Origin of the sequence: Nocardia sp. Root136 (assembly GCF_001427185.1) — a bacterium.
GTDB lineage: Bacteria > Actinomycetota > Actinomycetes > Mycobacteriales > Mycobacteriaceae > Nocardia > Nocardia salmonicida.
This window is the reverse complement of the sequence record NZ_LMFE01000007.1, coordinates 684,718-701,412: the sequence shown is the minus strand read 5'-3', so window position 1 is coordinate 701,412 and position 16,695 is coordinate 684,718. Positions and strand designations below refer to the sequence as shown.

The 16,695-nt window shown below is 66.3% G+C and carries 17 protein-coding genes; 13 read left to right on the top strand and 4 right to left on the bottom strand.

Annotated elements, in window-relative coordinates:
- Positions 1-152 precede the first annotated feature (152 nt).
- The 12 genes from ASD42_RS20225 to ASD42_RS20170 all read left to right on the top strand — a co-directional run bounded on the left by ASD42_RS20225 (position 153) and on the right by ASD42_RS20170 (position 11,633).
- Positions 153-341 carry a ferredoxin gene (locus ASD42_RS20225; protein WP_056819344.1) on the top strand — a complete coding sequence of 63 codons (189 nt, stop codon included), beginning with the start codon at positions 153-155 and terminating at the stop codon, positions 339-341.
- Between the two features lie 43 nt (positions 342-384).
- Positions 385-1,287, top strand: a complete 903-nt coding sequence (locus ASD42_RS20220) for a 3-oxoacyl-ACP reductase (RefSeq protein ID WP_056818835.1) — start codon at positions 385-387, stop codon at positions 1,285-1,287.
- A gap of 325 nt (positions 1,288-1,612) precedes the next feature.
- A complete protein-coding gene (locus ASD42_RS20215) occupies positions 1,613-2,377 on the top strand; it encodes an MlaE family ABC transporter permease (RefSeq protein WP_056818834.1) in 765 nt (254 codons plus the stop codon).
- A 5-nt stretch (positions 2,378-2,382) separates the two neighbouring features.
- A complete protein-coding gene (locus ASD42_RS20210; RefSeq protein WP_056819342.1) occupies positions 2,383-3,234 on the top strand; it encodes an MlaE family ABC transporter permease in 852 nt (283 codons plus the stop codon).
- 4 nt (positions 3,235-3,238) lie between these two features.
- The gene (locus tag ASD42_RS20205) at positions 3,239-4,444 is read left to right on the top strand and encodes an MCE family protein (RefSeq protein WP_056819340.1); all 1,206 of its coding nucleotides are present in this window, start codon (positions 3,239-3,241) and stop codon (positions 4,442-4,444) included.
- Complete coding sequence (locus ASD42_RS20200) at positions 4,441-5,469, top strand: MCE family protein (RefSeq protein WP_082843625.1); 1,029 nt, start codon at positions 4,441-4,443, stop codon at positions 5,467-5,469. Before ASD42_RS20205 ends, ASD42_RS20200 begins: the two co-directional genes overlap by 4 nt.
- A complete protein-coding gene (locus ASD42_RS20195; RefSeq protein ID WP_056818832.1) occupies positions 5,462-6,529 on the top strand; it encodes an MCE family protein in 1,068 nt (355 codons plus the stop codon). Before ASD42_RS20200 ends, ASD42_RS20195 begins: the two co-directional genes overlap by 8 nt.
- A complete protein-coding gene (locus tag ASD42_RS20190; protein WP_056818831.1) occupies positions 6,526-7,791 on the top strand; it encodes an MCE family protein in 1,266 nt (421 codons plus the stop codon). The genes ASD42_RS20195 and ASD42_RS20190 overlap by 4 nt, the downstream gene beginning before the upstream one ends.
- Positions 7,788-9,014: an MCE family protein gene (locus ASD42_RS20185; RefSeq protein ID WP_056818830.1), complete on the top strand. Its 1,227-nt coding sequence runs from the start codon at positions 7,788-7,790 to the stop codon at positions 9,012-9,014. The genes ASD42_RS20190 and ASD42_RS20185 overlap by 4 nt, the downstream gene beginning before the upstream one ends.
- The gene (locus tag ASD42_RS20180) at positions 9,011-10,414 is read left to right on the top strand and encodes an MCE family protein (RefSeq protein ID WP_056818829.1); all 1,404 of its coding nucleotides are present in this window, start codon (positions 9,011-9,013) and stop codon (positions 10,412-10,414) included. The genes ASD42_RS20185 and ASD42_RS20180 overlap by 4 nt, the downstream gene beginning before the upstream one ends.
- Positions 10,411-11,151 carry a hypothetical protein gene (locus ASD42_RS20175; RefSeq protein ID WP_131816675.1) on the top strand — a complete coding sequence of 247 codons (741 nt, stop codon included), beginning with the start codon at positions 10,411-10,413 and terminating at the stop codon, positions 11,149-11,151. The genes ASD42_RS20180 and ASD42_RS20175 overlap by 4 nt, the downstream gene beginning before the upstream one ends.
- Entirely contained in the window at positions 11,148-11,633 is a 486-nt protein-coding gene (locus ASD42_RS20170; RefSeq protein WP_056818827.1) for a hypothetical protein, read from the top strand. The genes ASD42_RS20175 and ASD42_RS20170 overlap by 4 nt, the downstream gene beginning before the upstream one ends.
- A gap of 1 nt (position 11,634) precedes the next feature.
- Here the strand turns inward: ASD42_RS20170 and ASD42_RS20165 are convergent, their stop codons facing one another.
- The 4 genes from ASD42_RS20165 to ASD42_RS34945 all read right to left on the bottom strand — a co-directional run bounded on the left by ASD42_RS20165 (position 11,635) and on the right by ASD42_RS34945 (position 15,586).
- Positions 11,635-13,056: a sensor histidine kinase gene (locus ASD42_RS20165; RefSeq protein ID WP_442938655.1), complete on the bottom strand. Its 1,422-nt coding sequence runs from the start codon at positions 13,054-13,056 to the stop codon at positions 11,635-11,637.
- On the bottom strand, positions 13,053-13,766 hold the full coding sequence (locus ASD42_RS20160) for a response regulator transcription factor (RefSeq protein ID WP_056818825.1): 714 nt from the start codon (positions 13,764-13,766) through the stop codon (positions 13,053-13,055). Before ASD42_RS20160 ends, ASD42_RS20165 begins: the two co-directional genes overlap by 4 nt.
- An 87-nt stretch (positions 13,767-13,853) precedes the next feature.
- Entirely contained in the window at positions 13,854-15,383 is a 1,530-nt protein-coding gene (locus ASD42_RS20155) for an alpha,alpha-trehalose-phosphate synthase (UDP-forming) (RefSeq protein ID WP_056818823.1), read from the bottom strand.
- A 44-nt stretch (positions 15,384-15,427) separates the two neighbouring features.
- Positions 15,428-15,586, bottom strand: coding sequence for a hypothetical protein (locus ASD42_RS34945; RefSeq protein ID WP_165610244.1), 159 nt, complete (start codon positions 15,584-15,586; stop codon positions 15,428-15,430).
- Positions 15,587-15,760: 174 nt separating this feature from the next.
- On the opposite strand from ASD42_RS34945, the gene ASD42_RS20150 reads away from it, so the two are divergent.
- Positions 15,761-16,594 (top strand): alpha/beta fold hydrolase, encoded by an 834-nt coding sequence (locus tag ASD42_RS20150; RefSeq protein WP_056818821.1) that lies wholly within the window; start codon positions 15,761-15,763, stop codon positions 16,592-16,594.
- Positions 16,595-16,695 lie beyond the last annotated feature (101 nt).

The following is a 16,695-nucleotide window of genomic DNA, read 5'->3' as shown; positions in this document are numbered from 1 at the left end:
TGGCGGGGCGCAGGGTATGAGCCCCGCCGAAACCGATCATTGCATATGAACTGGAACATGTTCCAGTATTGATGGTGATTCGGCGCCTGTTCCGCTTCGGGGACCGGGCTGTCTGGGTTAGTGTCGCGAAGACCGTGTGGAAGGAAGTTCTCATGAAGATCATCGTCGATTTCGACCGGTGTGAAGCGAACGGCGTCTGTGTAGGAATCGCCCCTGACATGTTCGAACTTGATGACGACGACATGTTGACCGTCGCCGAGGGCGATGTCGCGCCCGATCGTCTCGCCGACGCGGAGGAGGCCGTGGCGCAGTGCCCCAAGGCTGCGCTGAGGTTGGCGTGATCGCCTCTTGTCGGATGGTGGAACACGTTCTAGAGTCGGCCGAATGAGTGTGACGCAGATTTCATTGGAGGGCCGGGTCGCCATCGTGACCGGTGCGGGCGCGGGGCTCGGCAGGGCCGAAGCTCTCGCGCTGGCGTCGGCCGGTGCGGCGGTGGTCGTCAATGACCTGACCGAGGACGCGGCGGCCGAGACCATCGCCGCCATCCGCGAGCTCGGTGGCAAGGCGGAATTCGTCGGTGGCTCCATCGCCGAGCGCTCGACGGCCGACGCGCTCGTCTCGACCGCGCAGGAATCGCTGGGCGGGCTCGACATCGTCGTCAACAACGCGGGCATCACCCGTGACCGCATGCTGTTCAACATGTCCGACGAGGACTGGGACGCGGTGATCGCGGTGCACCTGCGCGGACACTTCCTGCTCACCCGCAACGCGGCCGCCTACTGGCGCGCGGCGTCCAAGGCGGCGGGCGCGCCGGTCTACGGCCGGCTGGTCAACACCTCCTCGGAGGCGGGCCTGCTCGGACCGGAAGGCCAGGCGAACTACGGTGCGGCCAAGGCGGGCATCACCGCCCTCACGCTGACCGCGTCGCGCGTGCTGTCCAGGTACGGCGTGCGTGCCAACGCGATCTGCCCCCGGGCCAGGACCGCGATGACCGAGGCGGTCTTCGCCGACGCGCCCGAAGGCTCGGTCGACCCGCTGGCGCCCGAGCACGTAGCCAAGCTCGTGGCCTACCTTTCCTCGCCCGCCGCCGACGCGGTGAACGGCCAGGTGTTCGTCGTCTACGGACCGATGGTGGCGCTGATGGCGGCGCCGACGGTCGAGCAGCGCTTCGATGCCGAGGGCGCCGAATGGTCCGAGGCCGACCTCGCCGCCACCCTCGGTGGCTATTTCGCAGAGCGCCCCGCGGATCACACGTTTTCGGCGCGCGACCTCCGCGATCTGGGCTGAGACGCCCGGTTGGCGGTTTGCCCGATGTTGGCCCGCCACGCACTCCGTCCGTTTTGTCACGCCTGTCGTGTTGATCACCGGTCCAGGTGTTGGTAGACATGAGCGTCGGAGTGTGTGACGGCTCACAGGAGGTTCGCGGATTTTAATAAGTATCCGTTTCAGTTTTAACGGCGATTTACGGCAAAAAGTCCTGTTCTGAGTCTACGAAAATGGCAGACATTAGCAGGAACATGTTCTAGTCTTTGGGCAGTCTTCAGATCGGGGTGGCGGTGAAGTACGGGTACGCGGACAAATCGGTCCGCCCGTCGAAAGAGGAGGATTCGGTATGACAAACCTCCTTGCTGTCCCGTTGCGGGCGGTCGGCGGATTCTTCGAACTCGGCGCGGAAGTGGCACGTGCCACCGTCCGCAAGCCATTCCAATGGCGTGAATTCGTCGACCAGGCCTGGTTCGTGGCTCGCGTCTCGATCGTGCCGACGCTGTTGGTCGCCATCCCGTTCACGGTGCTGGTGGTCTTCACGCTCAACATCCTGTTGCGCGAGATCGGCGCCGCCGACCTCAGTGGCGCGGCCGCCGCGTTCGGCGCCGTCACCCAGGTAGGGCCGATCGTCACGGTGCTGATCGTGGCGGGCGCGGGCGCCACCGCGATCTGCGCCGACCTCGGCGCACGCACGATTCGCGAAGAGATCGACGCGATGAAGGTGCTCGGCATCGACCCGGTCAGCCGGCTGGTCGTGCCGCGCGTGTTCGCCTCGATGTTCGTGGCGCTGATGCTCAACAGCCTGGTGTGCACCATCGGCATCGCCGGCGGCTTCGTGTTCTCGGTCTTCCTCCAGGGCGTGAACCCCGGCGCGTTCGTCAACGGGATTCCGCTGCTGACGAATCTGTCCGAGCTGATCATCTCCGAAATCAAGGCGGGCCTGTTCGGCCTGATCGCCGGAATGGTCGCCTGTTATCTCGGGCTCCAGGTCAAAGGCGGACCCAAGAGCGTCGGTGACGCGGTGAACCAAACAGTGGTATTCGCGTTCATGGCGCTGTTCGTGGTGAATGTCGTTGTCACCGCGATCGGCCTGAAATTCACGGTGCGGTGACCACGATGGCATTCATAGTTCGCAGCAAGTTCCCGCGCACGGTCCGCCGTTTCGACCGAATGTCGAAATCGGTGGATTCCCTGGGCGATCAGGCCATCTTCTACATCAAGGCGCTCGGCTCGGTGCCGCGCGCGCTGGTGCACTACCGCACCGAGACCATCCGCCTCATCGCCGAGATCAGCATGGGCAGTGGCGCTTTGGCCGTGATCGGCGGCACCGTGGTGATCGTCGGCTTCCTGACCCTCATGGCGGGCGGCACCATCGCGGTGCAGGGCTACAGCTCGCTCGGCAATATCGGTGTCGAGGCCCTGACCGGCTTCTTCGCCGCCCTCATCAATGTGCGCATCGCGGCACCGGTGATCTCCGGCATCGGCCTGGCCGCCACGATCGGCGCCGGCGCGACCGCGCAGCTGGGCGCGATGCGTGTGGCCGAGGAGATCGACGCGCTGGAATCGATGGCTATTCGGCCGATTCCGTTCCTGGTCGGAACCAGGGTGCTGGCGGGCATGATCGCGATCGTGCCGCTCTACGCACTCGCGGTGATCGCCTCGTTCATCGCCAGCCGGTTCGCCACCGTCGTGATCTACGGGCAGTCGGCAGGCGTCTACGACCACTACTTCTCGACCTTCCTCATCCCGAGCGACATCCTGTGGTCGTTCGCGCAGGCGATCGTGATGGCACTGGCCGTAATGCTCATCCACACCTACTACGGTTTCCACGCCGCGGGTGGTCCGGTCGGCGTCGGCATCGCGGTCGGTAACGCGGTGCGGTCGTCGCTGATCGCCGTCGTCACAGTGACGCTGCTGATCTCGCTGGCGATCTACGGCACCTCCGGCAACTTCCACCTCTCGGGATAGCGTGATGGACACTTCACGGTTCGCTGCCGCATTGCAGGGCGGGCTCGGGCGAAAGCTCGCCGCGCTCACGATGGTCGGCTTGCTCGTCGGGCTCGCGGTCTTCGCGTTCGCCCTCTTCCAAGGCGCGTTCACCACCACCGCCAAGGTGCTGGTCGACGCTCCACGCTCGGGCCTTGTGCTCGACCCCGACGCCAAGGTGAAGGTGCGCGGCGTCGAGATCGGCCGGGTCGCCGAGATCAACCTGCGCGACGACGGCGCGCAGATCCTGCTCGAGGTCGACCCCGAACAGCTGAAGCTGGTGCCGTCGAACGCGGGCGTCGACATTCGCTCGACCACGGTGTTCGGCGCCAAGTACGTGAACTTCGTTGTCCCCGAACAGCCGTCGTCGAGTTCGCTGAAGCCCGGCAGTACGGTCGCGGCGACATCGGTGACGGTGGAGTTCAACACGCTGTTCCAGCACCTGTCCGATGTGCTCGCCCAGGTGGAACCGGAGAAGCTCAACGCCACGCTGACCGCGCTCGGCACCGCACTGCAGGGTCGTGGCGACAAGTTCGGCGACCTGCTCGTCCGATCGGATCGCTACCTGCGCGAGCTCAACCCCTATCTGCCCACGCTGCAACAGGATCTGGACAAGACAGCCCAGGTGACCGATATCTACGCCGATGCCTCCGGCGCGCTGCTGCGCACCGTGGACAACGCCACGGTCACCGCGAAGACGCTGTCGGAGTTGCAAGCCGAGCTCGACAATGTGCTGGTGAACGTGATCGGACTGTCGGATACCACCGGTTCGGTGCTGCGGGAGAACGAAGCCAACCTTGTCACCGCGCTCGACCTGCTGCGGCCGACGACCAGCCTGCTGTTCGAATACGCGCCTGCGCTGAGCTGCATCATCGATGGCCTCGGCCCGCTGATGCCGTTGGCCGAGGAAGTATTCGGCGGTATCCTGCCCGGCGTCGGCATGAACGCCTCGCTCATGCCCGGCTCCAAGCCCTACACCTACCCCAAGGACCTGCCCAAGGTGAACGCCACCGGCGGACCGCATTGTGAGGGCGTTGTCACCCGCGCGCCGGACAGTCACTCGAACTATGTGGTGACCGATACCAGTGAGGGCGGGCCGTACACACCAACAACCGCGCCGCTCGCATTGAACGACAAGGCGCCAAAGATTTTCCAGCTCTTGCTGGAAGGGCTGCCGGGAGTGACACGGTGAAAAACACGGCGACGACAGTCAAGCTCGCGATCTTCACCGTGGTGATGACGCTGGTGTTCGCCGGCTTGGCGATCGTGCTGAGTCAGGCACGGTTCTCCAGCGAGAACGGCTACAAGGCGGTGTTCACCAACTCTTCGGGCATGTTGCCCGGGTCGAAGGTGCGGATCGCCGGTGTGCCGGTGGGCTCGGTGACCTCGGTGAAGGTCGGCTCCGATGATCTCGCGCACGTCGAGTTCGACGTGGACACCAAGTACTCGCTGCTCTCCAGCACCCGACTGGCGATCAAGTACGAGAACCTGGTCGGTGACCGGTATCTGGAACTGATGGAGGGGCCGGGCTCGGCGCGTCGACTGCCGGACGGCGCCACCATCGGTAAGGAGCAGACCACGCCCGCACTGGATCTGGACCTGCTGCTCGGCGGTTTCAAGCCGCTGCTGCGTGGCCTCGATCCGGGCCAGGTCAACGACCTGACCTCGGCGCTGCTGCAGATCTTCCAGGGTCAGGGCGGCACGCTGGTCTCGCTGCTCAACAGCGGTGGCAGCTTCGCCAAGACCCTCGCCGACCGTGATGCGCTGATCGGCAGCGTGATCGACAACCTGAACACGGTGCTGGCCACCATCGACGATCGCGACGAGCAGTTCGCCACCACGATCGACGAATTACAGCGCCTGGTCAGCGGATTGGCCGCCGAGCGCGATCCGATCGGTGCCGCGCTGCCGCGGATCGCCGGTGCGACAAAGGAACTCAACGACTTGCTCACCACCGCCCGCCCCGACCTGCGCAACACGATCGAGCAGACCGGCAGGCTGGCTACCAACCTCGACAACGGCTCCGACCACCTCGAATGGGTGCTCGAGAAGCTGCCGCAGACCTACAAGCAACTCGTTCGCGTCGGCGCCTACGGTTCGTTCCTGCAGCTCTACATCTGCGGCACCAACCTCGTCGTCGACGGCCCGAACGGCCAGCCGATGGAAGTGCACATGCCGGGCCTGCAGGCGACCGGAAGGTGTACGCCCAATGAGTGAGAAGAAGTCGTCGGCGGTCATCGTCGGCATCGTCGGCATCGTGCTGGTGGTGACGATCTCGCTCGCCACTCTGCAGTACAACAAGCTGCCGTTCATCCGCTCCGGCGCGACCTTCACCGCGTTCTTCGTCGACGCGGGCGGGCTGGTGCCGGGCGACCCGGTGCATGTGGCAGGCGTGCGGTCCGGCGAAGTCGACCAGGTGTCGCTCGACGGTCCCAAGGTGCTGGTGAAGTTCACCCTCGACGAGTCGATCGTGCTGGGCCAGAAGACATCCGCCGCGATCAAGACCAACACAGTCCTCGGTCGCAAGTCCCTGGATGTGGTGCCGACCGGACAGGGCGCGCTGCGTACCTCCGACACCATCCCGCTCGACCGGACCACCTCGCCGTACTCGCTCAACGAGGCGCTCAGCGACCTCGGCGCGACCGTCCGCGATCTCGACATGGATCAGGTCGACCAGACCCTGGATGTGCTCTCGGCCGCCTTCGCCGATACACCGGGCCCACTGCGCAACGCCCTCGACGGCGTCACCGCGCTCTCGCGCAGCATCAATACGCGCGACCAGGCGCTCACCGATCTGCTCGGCCGGGCCCAGAACGTCACCAAGGTGCTGGCCGACCGTAGTTCGCAGCTCAACGCGCTCCTGCTCGACGGCAACAACCTGCTCGGCGAACTCGACAACCGCCGTGCCGCCATCAACCAGCTCATCGTCTACGTCGACTCGGTCGCCAAACAGCTCTCCGGGCTGGTCGCCGACAACGAGGCGCAGATGAAACCGACACTGGACCGGCTCAATTCGGTGCTCGGCCTGTTGCAGCGCAACAAGCAGAACCTGACCGAAGCGCTCGAGGGCATCGGCCCCTACGCCTCGGCGCTTGGCGAGCAGGTCGGCAACGGTCCGTGGTTCAACGCCTACGTGGTGAACGCGACGAGTACCGAGTTGCGTCCCCTGGTGGACGCGCTGGTCTGGCCCGAGCACCTGCCGCAGGACCTGATCGACATCTTCACGCATCCGAGGACGCCGAGCATCCAGCCGACCGAGGAGGATCCGCCGCGATGACCATCGCATCGAAAGTCCGTGGCGTGCCGCGTTGGACGCTCGCGGTCGCCGTGGTGGTGATCGTCGCGTTGGTCGCGGTCGGGGTCTACACCACCCTCGGCATCGGCAAGACCAAGATCACCGCCGCCTTCACCTCCACCACCGGCCTGTACGCGGGCGACGAGGTGCGGATGCTCGGAGTCAAGATCGGCAAGATCGACTCGATCGAGCCCGGCGAGGGCCGGGTACAGGTGCGGATGTCCGTCGACCGCGGCATCGACCTGCCCGCCGACGCCCGCGCCGTGCTGATCGCACCCTCGCTGGTGTCGGCCAGGTTCATCCAGCTCGCACCCGCCTACGACGGTGGCCCGAAGATGGTCGACGGCGCGCAGATCCCGATCGAGCGCACCGCGGTCCCGGTGGAGTGGGACGACATCAAAGCCGAACTGTCCAATCTCGCAACCGCTCTCGGGCCGGTCGGCGATGACGAGCAGGGCTCGTTCGGGCGTTTCGTCGACACTGCCGCGAACAACCTCGACGGCAACGGCCAGAAGTTCCGTGACACCCTGCGCGAACTGTCGGCGACGCTGAATACGCTGTCCGACGGGCGAACCGACCTCTTCGGCACCATCCGTAACCTGCAGAAGTTCGTCGAGGTGATCTCGGCGAGCAACGAGCAGATCGTGCAGTTCGGTGGCCGCCTTGCCTCGGTGGCCTCGGTACTCGCCGGTGCGTCGGAGGAGCTGGGTGCAGGACTGGACAGTCTGGATGTGGCGCTCGCCGATGTGAAGCGCTTCCTCGAAGGCAGTGGCGCCGAGCTCACCGACAGTGTCGAGCGGCTCGCTGATGTCACCCAGACGCTGGTCGACAAGCGGCCGGAGATCGAACGGCTGCTGCATTCCGCGCCGACCGCGCTGGTGAACTTCTACCAGATCTACAAGCCGGCCCAGGGCTCGCTCAGCGGCTCTGTGTCGCTGAACAATACGTCCAGCCCGCTGACCTTCCTCTGCGGTTCCATCCGCGCGCTCGAGCACAACGACTCGGACCGCTCGGCGGATCTGTGCGCGGAATTCATCGCTCCGGTGATCAGTTCGCTGTCGATGAACTATGTGCCGCTCATGCTCAACCCGGTCGGCGGCACACAGGCGCTGCCCGGCCAGTTGACGTACAGCCCGCCGAGTTTGGCCGCGGAGGTGCCGTCCGCGCCGGGGGCCCCGGCGACGGCTCCGATCACCGTGCCGAACGGTCTTGCCGGACTCGCGGTTCCAGGAGGACAACGATGACGCCCCAACGCATGCTCGCCGGGCTGGCGGTGGGCGTCGCTGTGACGCTCGGCGCTACCGGCTGTCAATGGGACGGACTGAACTCGCTACCCATGCCCGGCTCCGAGGGCAGAGGCCCCGGTTCGTACACGGTGCGGATCCAGATGCCCAATGTCACCACGCTGACCCGGAATTCGCCGGTGCGCGTGGACGACGTCGAGGTCGGCAATGTCACCGGGATCGACGTCGAGGGCTGGCACGCGCTGGTCACGGTGTCGCTGAATCCCGAGGTGAAACTGCCCGCCAACGCGATCGCCAAGATCGGGCAGACCAGCCTCCTCGGCAGTAATCACGTCGAGCTGTCCGCGCCTACCAATACACCCGCTCAAGGTCAGCTGCGAAACAACGACGTGATCCCGCTGGAGCGGGCCGGGGCCTACCCGACCACCGAGCAGGTGCTGTCTTCGCTGTCGGTCGTGCTCAACGGCGGCGGCATCGCCCAGCTCGAGACCATCACCAGGGAGATGAACGCGGCGCTCAACGGTCGCGAGGCCGAGATCGCCGACCTGCTGCCGCAGCTCAACGAGCTGACCACCGGCCTGGACAGGCAGACCGGCAACATCATCGCCGCGATGGAGGGCCTCGACCGGTTGGCGGGCAAATTCGCCGACCAGAAGGACGTGCTGGCCCGCGCGATCGACGAGATCCACCCGGCACTGACCGCGCTCGCCGATCGCACCGCCAACATCACCAGGGCGGTCACCGCGCTGGGTGAGCTCAGCGATGTCACCGAGCGGATCATCCAGACCAGTGGTGACGATCTGAAGGCCAACCTGGCCAGCCTCGGCCCGGTGCTGGAGACGCTGGCGAACACCGGCACCAACCTCGTCGACGCGATGGGCATCATTCCCTCCTTCCCGTTCCCGATCAAGAACATCGGCAACGCGATCAAGGGCGACTACCTCAACCTCTACATCACCTTCGATCTGACCGGTAAGCGCTTGGACAGCAACTGGCTCACCGGTACTCCGCTCGGCGGACGCTTCGGTGGTGTCGAGGGTGTGCTCGGTACTTTCGCGCCGACGACGGCCACCGACGCGGGCGATCCGACCAAGCTCCCGCAGGCGCCCGCCCCCAGTGCGGCACCGACGCCCACCCTGCCCGGATTGCCGTCCATTCCCGGCCTGCCCGCCATCCCCGGAATCACCGTGCCGCTGCCCGGCCAGGAAGGGGCGGGACGATGAAACTCACCAGGTTCGTCCACGTTCAGCTCGCGATCTTCGCGGTACTCACCGTGATCGGTCTCGTCGTGATGGGCGGGACATACATCCAGCTTCCCGCGATGTTCGGGATCGGCCGCTACGGCGTGACGGTCCAGCTCGCCGCCACCGGCGGGCTGTATCCGACCGCCAATGTCTCCTACCGCGGCACCAATATCGGCAAGGTCGAGGCGGTGCGGCTCACCACGGCGGGGGTCGAGGCGGACCTGTCGATCGACAGCGATTACAAGGTGCCGTCGGACTCGACCGCCTGGGTGCGCAGTGTTTCGGCGATCGGCGAGCAGTACGTCGACCTGGTGCCGGAACCGAATTCCACCTCGGGCGATCTGCGCGACGGTTCGGTGATCCCGGTGCAGCGCACCAAGCTGCCTCAGGACGTCGGCTCGCTGCTCGATCAGACCGACAAGCTGCTCTCGACCGTCGCCGATACCCGGCTGCGCCAGGTGATCGACGAGGCGTTCCTGGCGTTCAACGGCGCAGGTCCTGACCTGCAGCGGTTCATCGACTCGGCGGCGCTGCTGGTGCAGCAGGCCGAAACCGATGTGGAACCGACGAAGAAACTGCTCGATCAGATCGGCCCGCTGCTGGACACCCAGATCCAGTCCGATGCCAATATTCGTTCCTGGACAACAGATCTCGCGACTCTCACCGATCAGCTCCGTGAGTCCGACCCGACCTTGCGAAACCTGTTGAACAACAGCCCTTCCGCGATGCAAAAGGTGACCGAGCAGTTCCAGAGTCTGCGTCCGACGCTGCCGCTGCTGGCGAGCAATCTGGTGAGTCTCGGCCAGGTCGGGGTGACGTATCACGCCGGCCTCGAACAACTTCTGGTCGTTTTTCCGCCGTTGATCGCGGCATTGCGGACGGTCCTGCGCGGACCCACCAAGTACGGCGCGATGGTCGACTTCATGACCGTGGTCCACGACCCGCCCGCCTGCACCACCGGCTTCCTGCCCCCCGATCAGTGGCGTGAGCCTAGTGACTTCAGCCCGATCGACACTCCGGAAGGGCTGTACTGCAAGGTAGCTCAGGATTCTCCGATCGAAGTGCGCGGTATTCGCAACAGTCCGTGCATGGAGTATCCCGGCGTCCGGGCGCCCACTCCCGAACTGTGCCGGACGGGGTACGTGCCGCTGGGCACGAACCCGCCGTTCGGCGCGCCGCAGCCGGTAGCCCCGGCCTCGGCCCCCACCGGCGCGTCCACCGGCGAAGTCACCCCCGCCGCCGCGCGCCCCTATGATCCGTCCACGGGCAGCTATCTTGGCCCGGACGGACGCATGTACCGCCAAGGTGATATCGCCTCCGATGGCTCGGGCACTGTCCCGGCCAGCTGGCAGGCGATGTTGGAGGAGCAGCAGAGATGAGTGAGAGCAACAACGGCCGCCCGCGTCGGCGGGCAGCCAGGTCGGCGGGTCCGCCGGTGGAGGATGTGCAGGTCGTCGACGTGACAGTCGACGCGGGGGCGGTTGAATCGGCCGAGGTGGCCGATGCGAAGGTGGCCGCGGCCGAGGAAGCCACAGTAGTCGCGGCTCCCGTCGAGTTGACGAAGGCCGCGGTGGTGGACGAGGTGGCCGGCGATGATTCGGCCGAGCTCGACGAAGAAGACGCGAAGCTGACGCGGCTCGGGCAGATCATCGGGCTCGCCGCCGCGGCGGTGCTGGTGTTGGCGCTGGTCGTCGGTGCCGGGTTCGCCGCGTTCGCCGCCCGGTCGGGGAGCCAGGATGAGGATCTGCGCGCGCAGTACACCCAGACCGCGCGGCAGGCGGTCATCAACCTGACCACCATTCGCGCCGACTCCGCCAAGGAGGACATCGACCGGATCCTGTCGGTGGCCTCGGGGGAGTTCAAGAACGAGTTCGACGGTCGCGTCGATCCGTTCATGGATGTGGTGAAGCAGGCCAAGGTGGTCTCCACCGGCGAGGTCGTCGAGTCGGGCATCGAGTCCGTCGACGAGAATTCGGCGAAGGTCCTGGTCGCCGCCAAGCAGATGGTGAGTAATACCGGTTCGGCCGAACCGCAGTCGCGGCAGTACCGATTCCGGATCACGGTGTCGAAGGGCGATTCCGGGATGACCGTGTCGAAAGTGGAGTTCGTGGGATGAGCAAGCGAATCAAGATCGTCTTCGGAGCCCTCGCGGCGGCTGGTTTGATCGCGGCCATTGTCCTCGGTGTCAGTGGGTATCAGTTGTGGCAGCAGGACAAGACCGAGCAGGCGCGTACCGACGCGATGAGCACCGCGAGCCGGACGGTGAGCGCGATGTTCACCTATGAGCCCGCGACCGTCGACACCGAACTGCCGAGGGCCGCCGACAATCTCACCGAATCGTTCCGGGCCGAATACCTGAAACTGATCGAGCAGGCTATCGCGCCGGGCGCCAAGGAGAAGCAGCTCACCGTCAAGGCCACCACCCAGGCCGAGGGCGTTGTCTCCGCCGACCCCGAGAAGGCCGTCGTCCTGCTCTACCTGAACCAGCTGACCACCAGCAAGGACTCACCGGAGGGCGCCACCTCGGGCAGTCGCGTGCGGGTATCGCTGGACAAGGCAGACAACCGCTGGCTGGTCTCCCAGGTCACGCCGGTCTGACCTACGCGCCGCGCGGTAGGCGCACGAGGAAAGTCGCTCCGCCGCCCGGCGTGGATTCGACGCGCACTGTGCCGCCGTGCGCCGCGACGAGCGCGGCCACGATGGAAAGGCCGAGCCCGCTGCCGCTGCGGTTGTCGCCACGGCGGGTGCGGGAGATGTCCGCGCGGTAGAAACGTTCGAAAACGTGGTCTGCTTCCTCGGCGGTGAGCCCGGGGCCGGTGTCGACGACCTCGAGCTGGACCTCGTCGGCCGCGGGGGTCAGGCGGACGGCGATCGAGGTGCCGTCAGGGGTGTGGCTGCGGGCGTTGTCGAGGAGGTTGGTGAGGACCTGGCGGAGGCGGTGTTCGTCGCCGAGGACTTCCAGGGTGCCGGTGCCCGCGGCGATGTCGAGGGTGATCGGACGGTGTTGTCCCGCGGCGGCTTCGACCGCGCGGGCGCTGTGGACGGCGTCGCCCGCCATCGCCAGCAGGTCCACCGGACTCAGTTCCACGGGGCGCTGGGCGTCGAGCCGGGCCAGCATGAGCAGGTCTTCGACCAGTAGGCCCATGCGCTGTGCCTCGTGTTCGATGCGGTTCATGAACATCGCCGGGTCGGTGGTCGCGCCCTGGCGGTACAGCTCGGCGAAGCCGCGAATCGTGGTGAGCGGGGTGCGCAGTTCGTGGCTGGCGTCGGCGACGAAACGGCGCATCTTCGCCTCGGAATCACGCGCGGCGGTCTCGGAGGCCTCGGTGGCGGCGAACGCCTGCTGGATCTGGGTCAGCATGCTGTTCAGCGACTGTGACAGTCGATCGACCTCGGTGACATTGCCGTGCACCGGGATTCGATGATGCAGCTCACCACCCGCGATCGCCGCCGCTGTCGCTTCGACCCGGTGCAGCGGTCGCAGACTGCCGCGCACCACGAAATAGGCCGCGACGGCCAGCGCGAGCAGCACGATCGCGCCGACGATCAGTTGCAGCACAACGAGCTTGCGCACCGTTTCGATGTTCTCGGTCAGCGGCCACGCGACCGTCGCCGTGGCGCGATGACCGTTGACCGTGAGCACCCGCCACTGATCGCCCGAGTCGTCCGACGAGCCGACCGTAACCGGTTGCAGCGCAGGCGGATCGGGCAGGTCGGGCTGGGCGTCGGTGCCGAAGACATTGTCGAGGCGTACGTTTCGGGTGCCGTCGGTGCTCTCGGCCGTCACGAAGTAGCGCCCGGGCGGCTGTCCGGCCTCTGAGGAGGGCGGGGGCAGATTGGGCACGGGCAGCCCCACCCGCCGCTCCCATTCCATCGCCGCGTCCTGCAACTGCTGGTCGGTGCGGTTCTGCAGCGAGGTCTCCATCGCCTTGGTCACCACGAAACTCGAAGCGACCAAACCGAATCCGGCCAGCGCGACCAGCATCAGCACCAGCGTCACCCGCAGGGGGAGTCTGCTCACCGCGTGGGCTCACGCATCACATAGCCGACACCGCGCAGCGTGTGGATCAACCGCTGCTCGCCGGTGTCGACCTTCTTGCGCAGATACGACACGTAGGTCTCCACCACGCCCACCTCGCCACCGAAGTCGTAGCGCCACACGTGATCGAGGATGCGAGGTTTACTCAGCACGCTGCCCGCGTTCACCATGAAGTAGCGCAACAGCGTGAACTCGGTGGGGGACAACGCCACCGGTTCGCCCGCTTTCCACACCTCGTGCGTGTCGTCGTCGAGTTCGATGTCGGCGAAGCGCAACCGGGTGCTCGCCTTCTCGGGTTCGGCGTGGCCGGCGCGACGCAGGATCACCCGCAGCCGCGCCACCACCTCCTCCAGGCTGAACGGCTTGGTGACGTAGTCGTCGGCGCCGAGGGTGAGCCCGGTGATCTTGTCGTCGACATCGTCGCGCGCGGTCAGAAACAGCACCGGTGCGTCGATCCCGTCGGCACGCAGCCGGCGCAGCAGACCGAAGCCGTCCATGCCGGGCATCATCACGTCGACGATCAGCGCCTGCGGCCGGAACGTGCGCGCACGGTCCAGCGCCTCGGCGCCGTCGGCCGCCGTCGCCACCTCGAACCCCTGGTAGCGCAGGCTCACCGCCAGCAGCTCGACGATCATCGGTTCGTCGTCGACGACGAGCACCCGCGCCTCGGGCCCATCAGGCACACCACTCATGCCCCTATGCTCCACCACCCCGCTGGGAAGTGGCTGGACCGACGCTGTGAGGTCGCTGTGTGCCCACTGGCCGACGCGGGGCGTACCTCAGCGTTGGTCGGCCGGGTAGGTCTGCTCGTCGCTCATCAGGGCCGAACCGGCGATATTGCTGTGCGACAGCGCGTCGAGGAAGGCACGCGCCCAGCGTTCGACGTCGTGGGTCAGCACCTGACGGCGCAGCGACCGCATCCGGCGGCGCTTGGTGTCGCGATCGTCGTCGAGTGCGCCGATGATCGCGTCCTTCACGCTGTCCAGGTCGTGCGGGTTGCACAGGTAGGACTGGCGCAGCTCCGCCGCGGCACCGGTGAACTCGCTCAACACCAGGGCGCCGTTGAGGTCGCTGTGGCAGGCCACGTACTCCTTCGCGACCAGGTTCATGCCGTCGCGCAGGGGCGTCACCAGCATGGCGTCGGCGGCGATGAAGAAGGCGATCAGTTCGTCGCGGGGGATCGGGCGGTGCAGATAGTGCACGACCGGGTAGCCGACGCGGGCGAATTCACCGTTGATCCGGCCCACCTGGCGCTCGATGTCGCCGCGCATCTTGATGTAGCTCTGCACGCGTTCGCGGCTGGGGGTGGCCAGCTGCACCATCACCGTCTCGGTCGGGTCGACGCGACCCTCTTCGAGGAGCTCCTGCAGCGCGTTGAGCCGGATGTCGATGCCCTTGGTGTAGTCGAGGCGGTCGACGCCGAGCATGATGTTCTTGGGATTGCCCAGCTCGGCCCGGATCTGCGCGGCCCGCTCCCGCACCGAACGACGGCGGGAGGACTCGTCGAGTTCGGCGGAATCGATCGAGATGGGGAACGCGCCCACCCGGACCGTGCGGAAACCGACCTGCACGACACCCAGTTTCGAGCGAACGCCGATGGTGCCACGCGAGGTGGGCTGACCGGCCAGTCTGCGGGCCAGGTAGAGGAAGTTCTGTGCCCCGCCCGGCAGGTGGAAACCGATCAGGTCGGCGCCCAGCAGGCCCTCGACGATCTCGGTGCGCCAGGGCATCTGCATGAACAGCTCGACCGGCGGGAACGGGATGTGCAGGAAGAAGCCGATGGTCAGATCGGGGCGAAGCATGCGCAGCATCTTGGGCACCAACTGCAGCTGGTAGTCCTGCACCCAGACTGTCGCGCCCTCGGCGGCCACCTTCGCGGTCTCCTCGGCGAACCGCCGGTTGACCTCGACATAGGCCGCCCACCAAGCCCTGTCGTACACCGGGCGCACGATCACGTCGTGATAGAGCGGCCACAGCGTGCCGTTGGAGAACCCCTCGTAGTAGTCCTCCACCTCCTGCGCCGTGAGCGGCACCGGATACAGCTCGAGCCCGTCTTCGATGATCGGTTCGACCTCGACATCGGGCACGCCTGCCCAGCCGACCCAGGCGCCTTTGTTGCTGCGCAACACCGGTTCCAGCGCGGTTACCAGCCCACCGGGGCTGCGCTTCCATCTGGTGGTGCCGTCGGGCAGGCGCTCGAGGTCGACCGGAAGCCGGTTGGCGACGACAACGAATCCCGAACCCGCGCCGGTCGGCGCGAGAGGTTCACTGCTTTCGGACGGACGGTCATTGGACGGTTGATCGATCATTTGGTCCACTCACGCATCCTTATGCGTCGCAGGGGTGCGCTGTGTCAGGCGGGGGCGATGCCGAGCATGGACAGCAGCATGCGGCACTCGTCGGCGTCTTCGGCGTGTGCCGCGACGACCTTCTGTGCCTGGCGGGCGGTTTCGTCGGCAAGCGGCTCGAGTTCGTCGTCGGCGATGTCGTTGGCGGTGCTCTTCGCGGCCATAATGGGTTCGTCCTCCCGGTTTCCCTGCGCTCTACCTGCGAGTGATCAATACTATCGGGCGCCGGCGCACGGCCGATGAAGTAGCGACGCGTAACACCCCGCCCCGGTGCCGTGTCGTGGCGGTCCCGTTACCGTGGGGTAGCACACGATCAACCCCGCAGAGAGGTTTGTTTCATGCCACTGGCCACGGTGAACGGCATCGCACTGAATTATCAGGTCAAGGGCGACCGTACCAAGGGCACGGACGTCAAGGGCGGTGGTCCGCTGGTGGTGTTGATCATGGGGACCGGGTCGCCGGGTCGCGTGTGGGAGCTGCATCAGGTTCCCGCGCTGGTCGCGGCGGGTTATCGGGTCTGTGTGTTCGACAACCGGGGGATCGCGCCGACTTTCGAGGCCGCGGGCGGAATGCGGATCGAGGAGTTGGTGGCCGACACCGCAGCGCTGATCGAGTTCCTCGACGAGGGTCCCGCGCTGATCGCGGGGACCTCGATGGGCGCGCGGGTGGCACAGGAGCTGGCGCTGGCCCGGCCCGATCTGGTTCGCAAGGCCGTGTTCATGGCCGGTCACGGCAGGCTTGATCAGTTCCAGAAGACGCTGTCGGCCGGTGAGCAGGAGCTCGACGCGTCGGCCGTGAAGCTGCCCGCGAAGTTCGAGGCGGCCTTGAGCGCGGTGATGAATCTGTCACCGGCGACGATGGCCGACACCAACGCGGCGCGCGACTGGCTCGACCTGTTCGAGTTCTCCGTGGGGGCCCCTTCGCCCGGCGTCCGGGCGCAGCGGGCCATGGACCACGAATTCGACCGAGTCGCCGCCTACCGTTCGATTACGGTGCCCTGCTTGGCAATTGGGTTCGCCGATGATCGGATGATTCCGCCGTACCTGTCGCGTGAGGTGGCCGAGGCCATTCCCGGCGCCCGCTACCAGGAGATCCCGGATACGGGTCATTACGGGTACCTGGAGCGTCCCGAGGCGGTCAACAAGATCTTGCTCGACTTCTTCGCCGCATGAGACTCTGACCGGAACAGCATCGGGTAACTCCCTACCAGTAACGTATGCCTTGCTAGGGTCGACACAACGCTCGTGGCTTAGCGGCCGCGCAGTGATCCTGT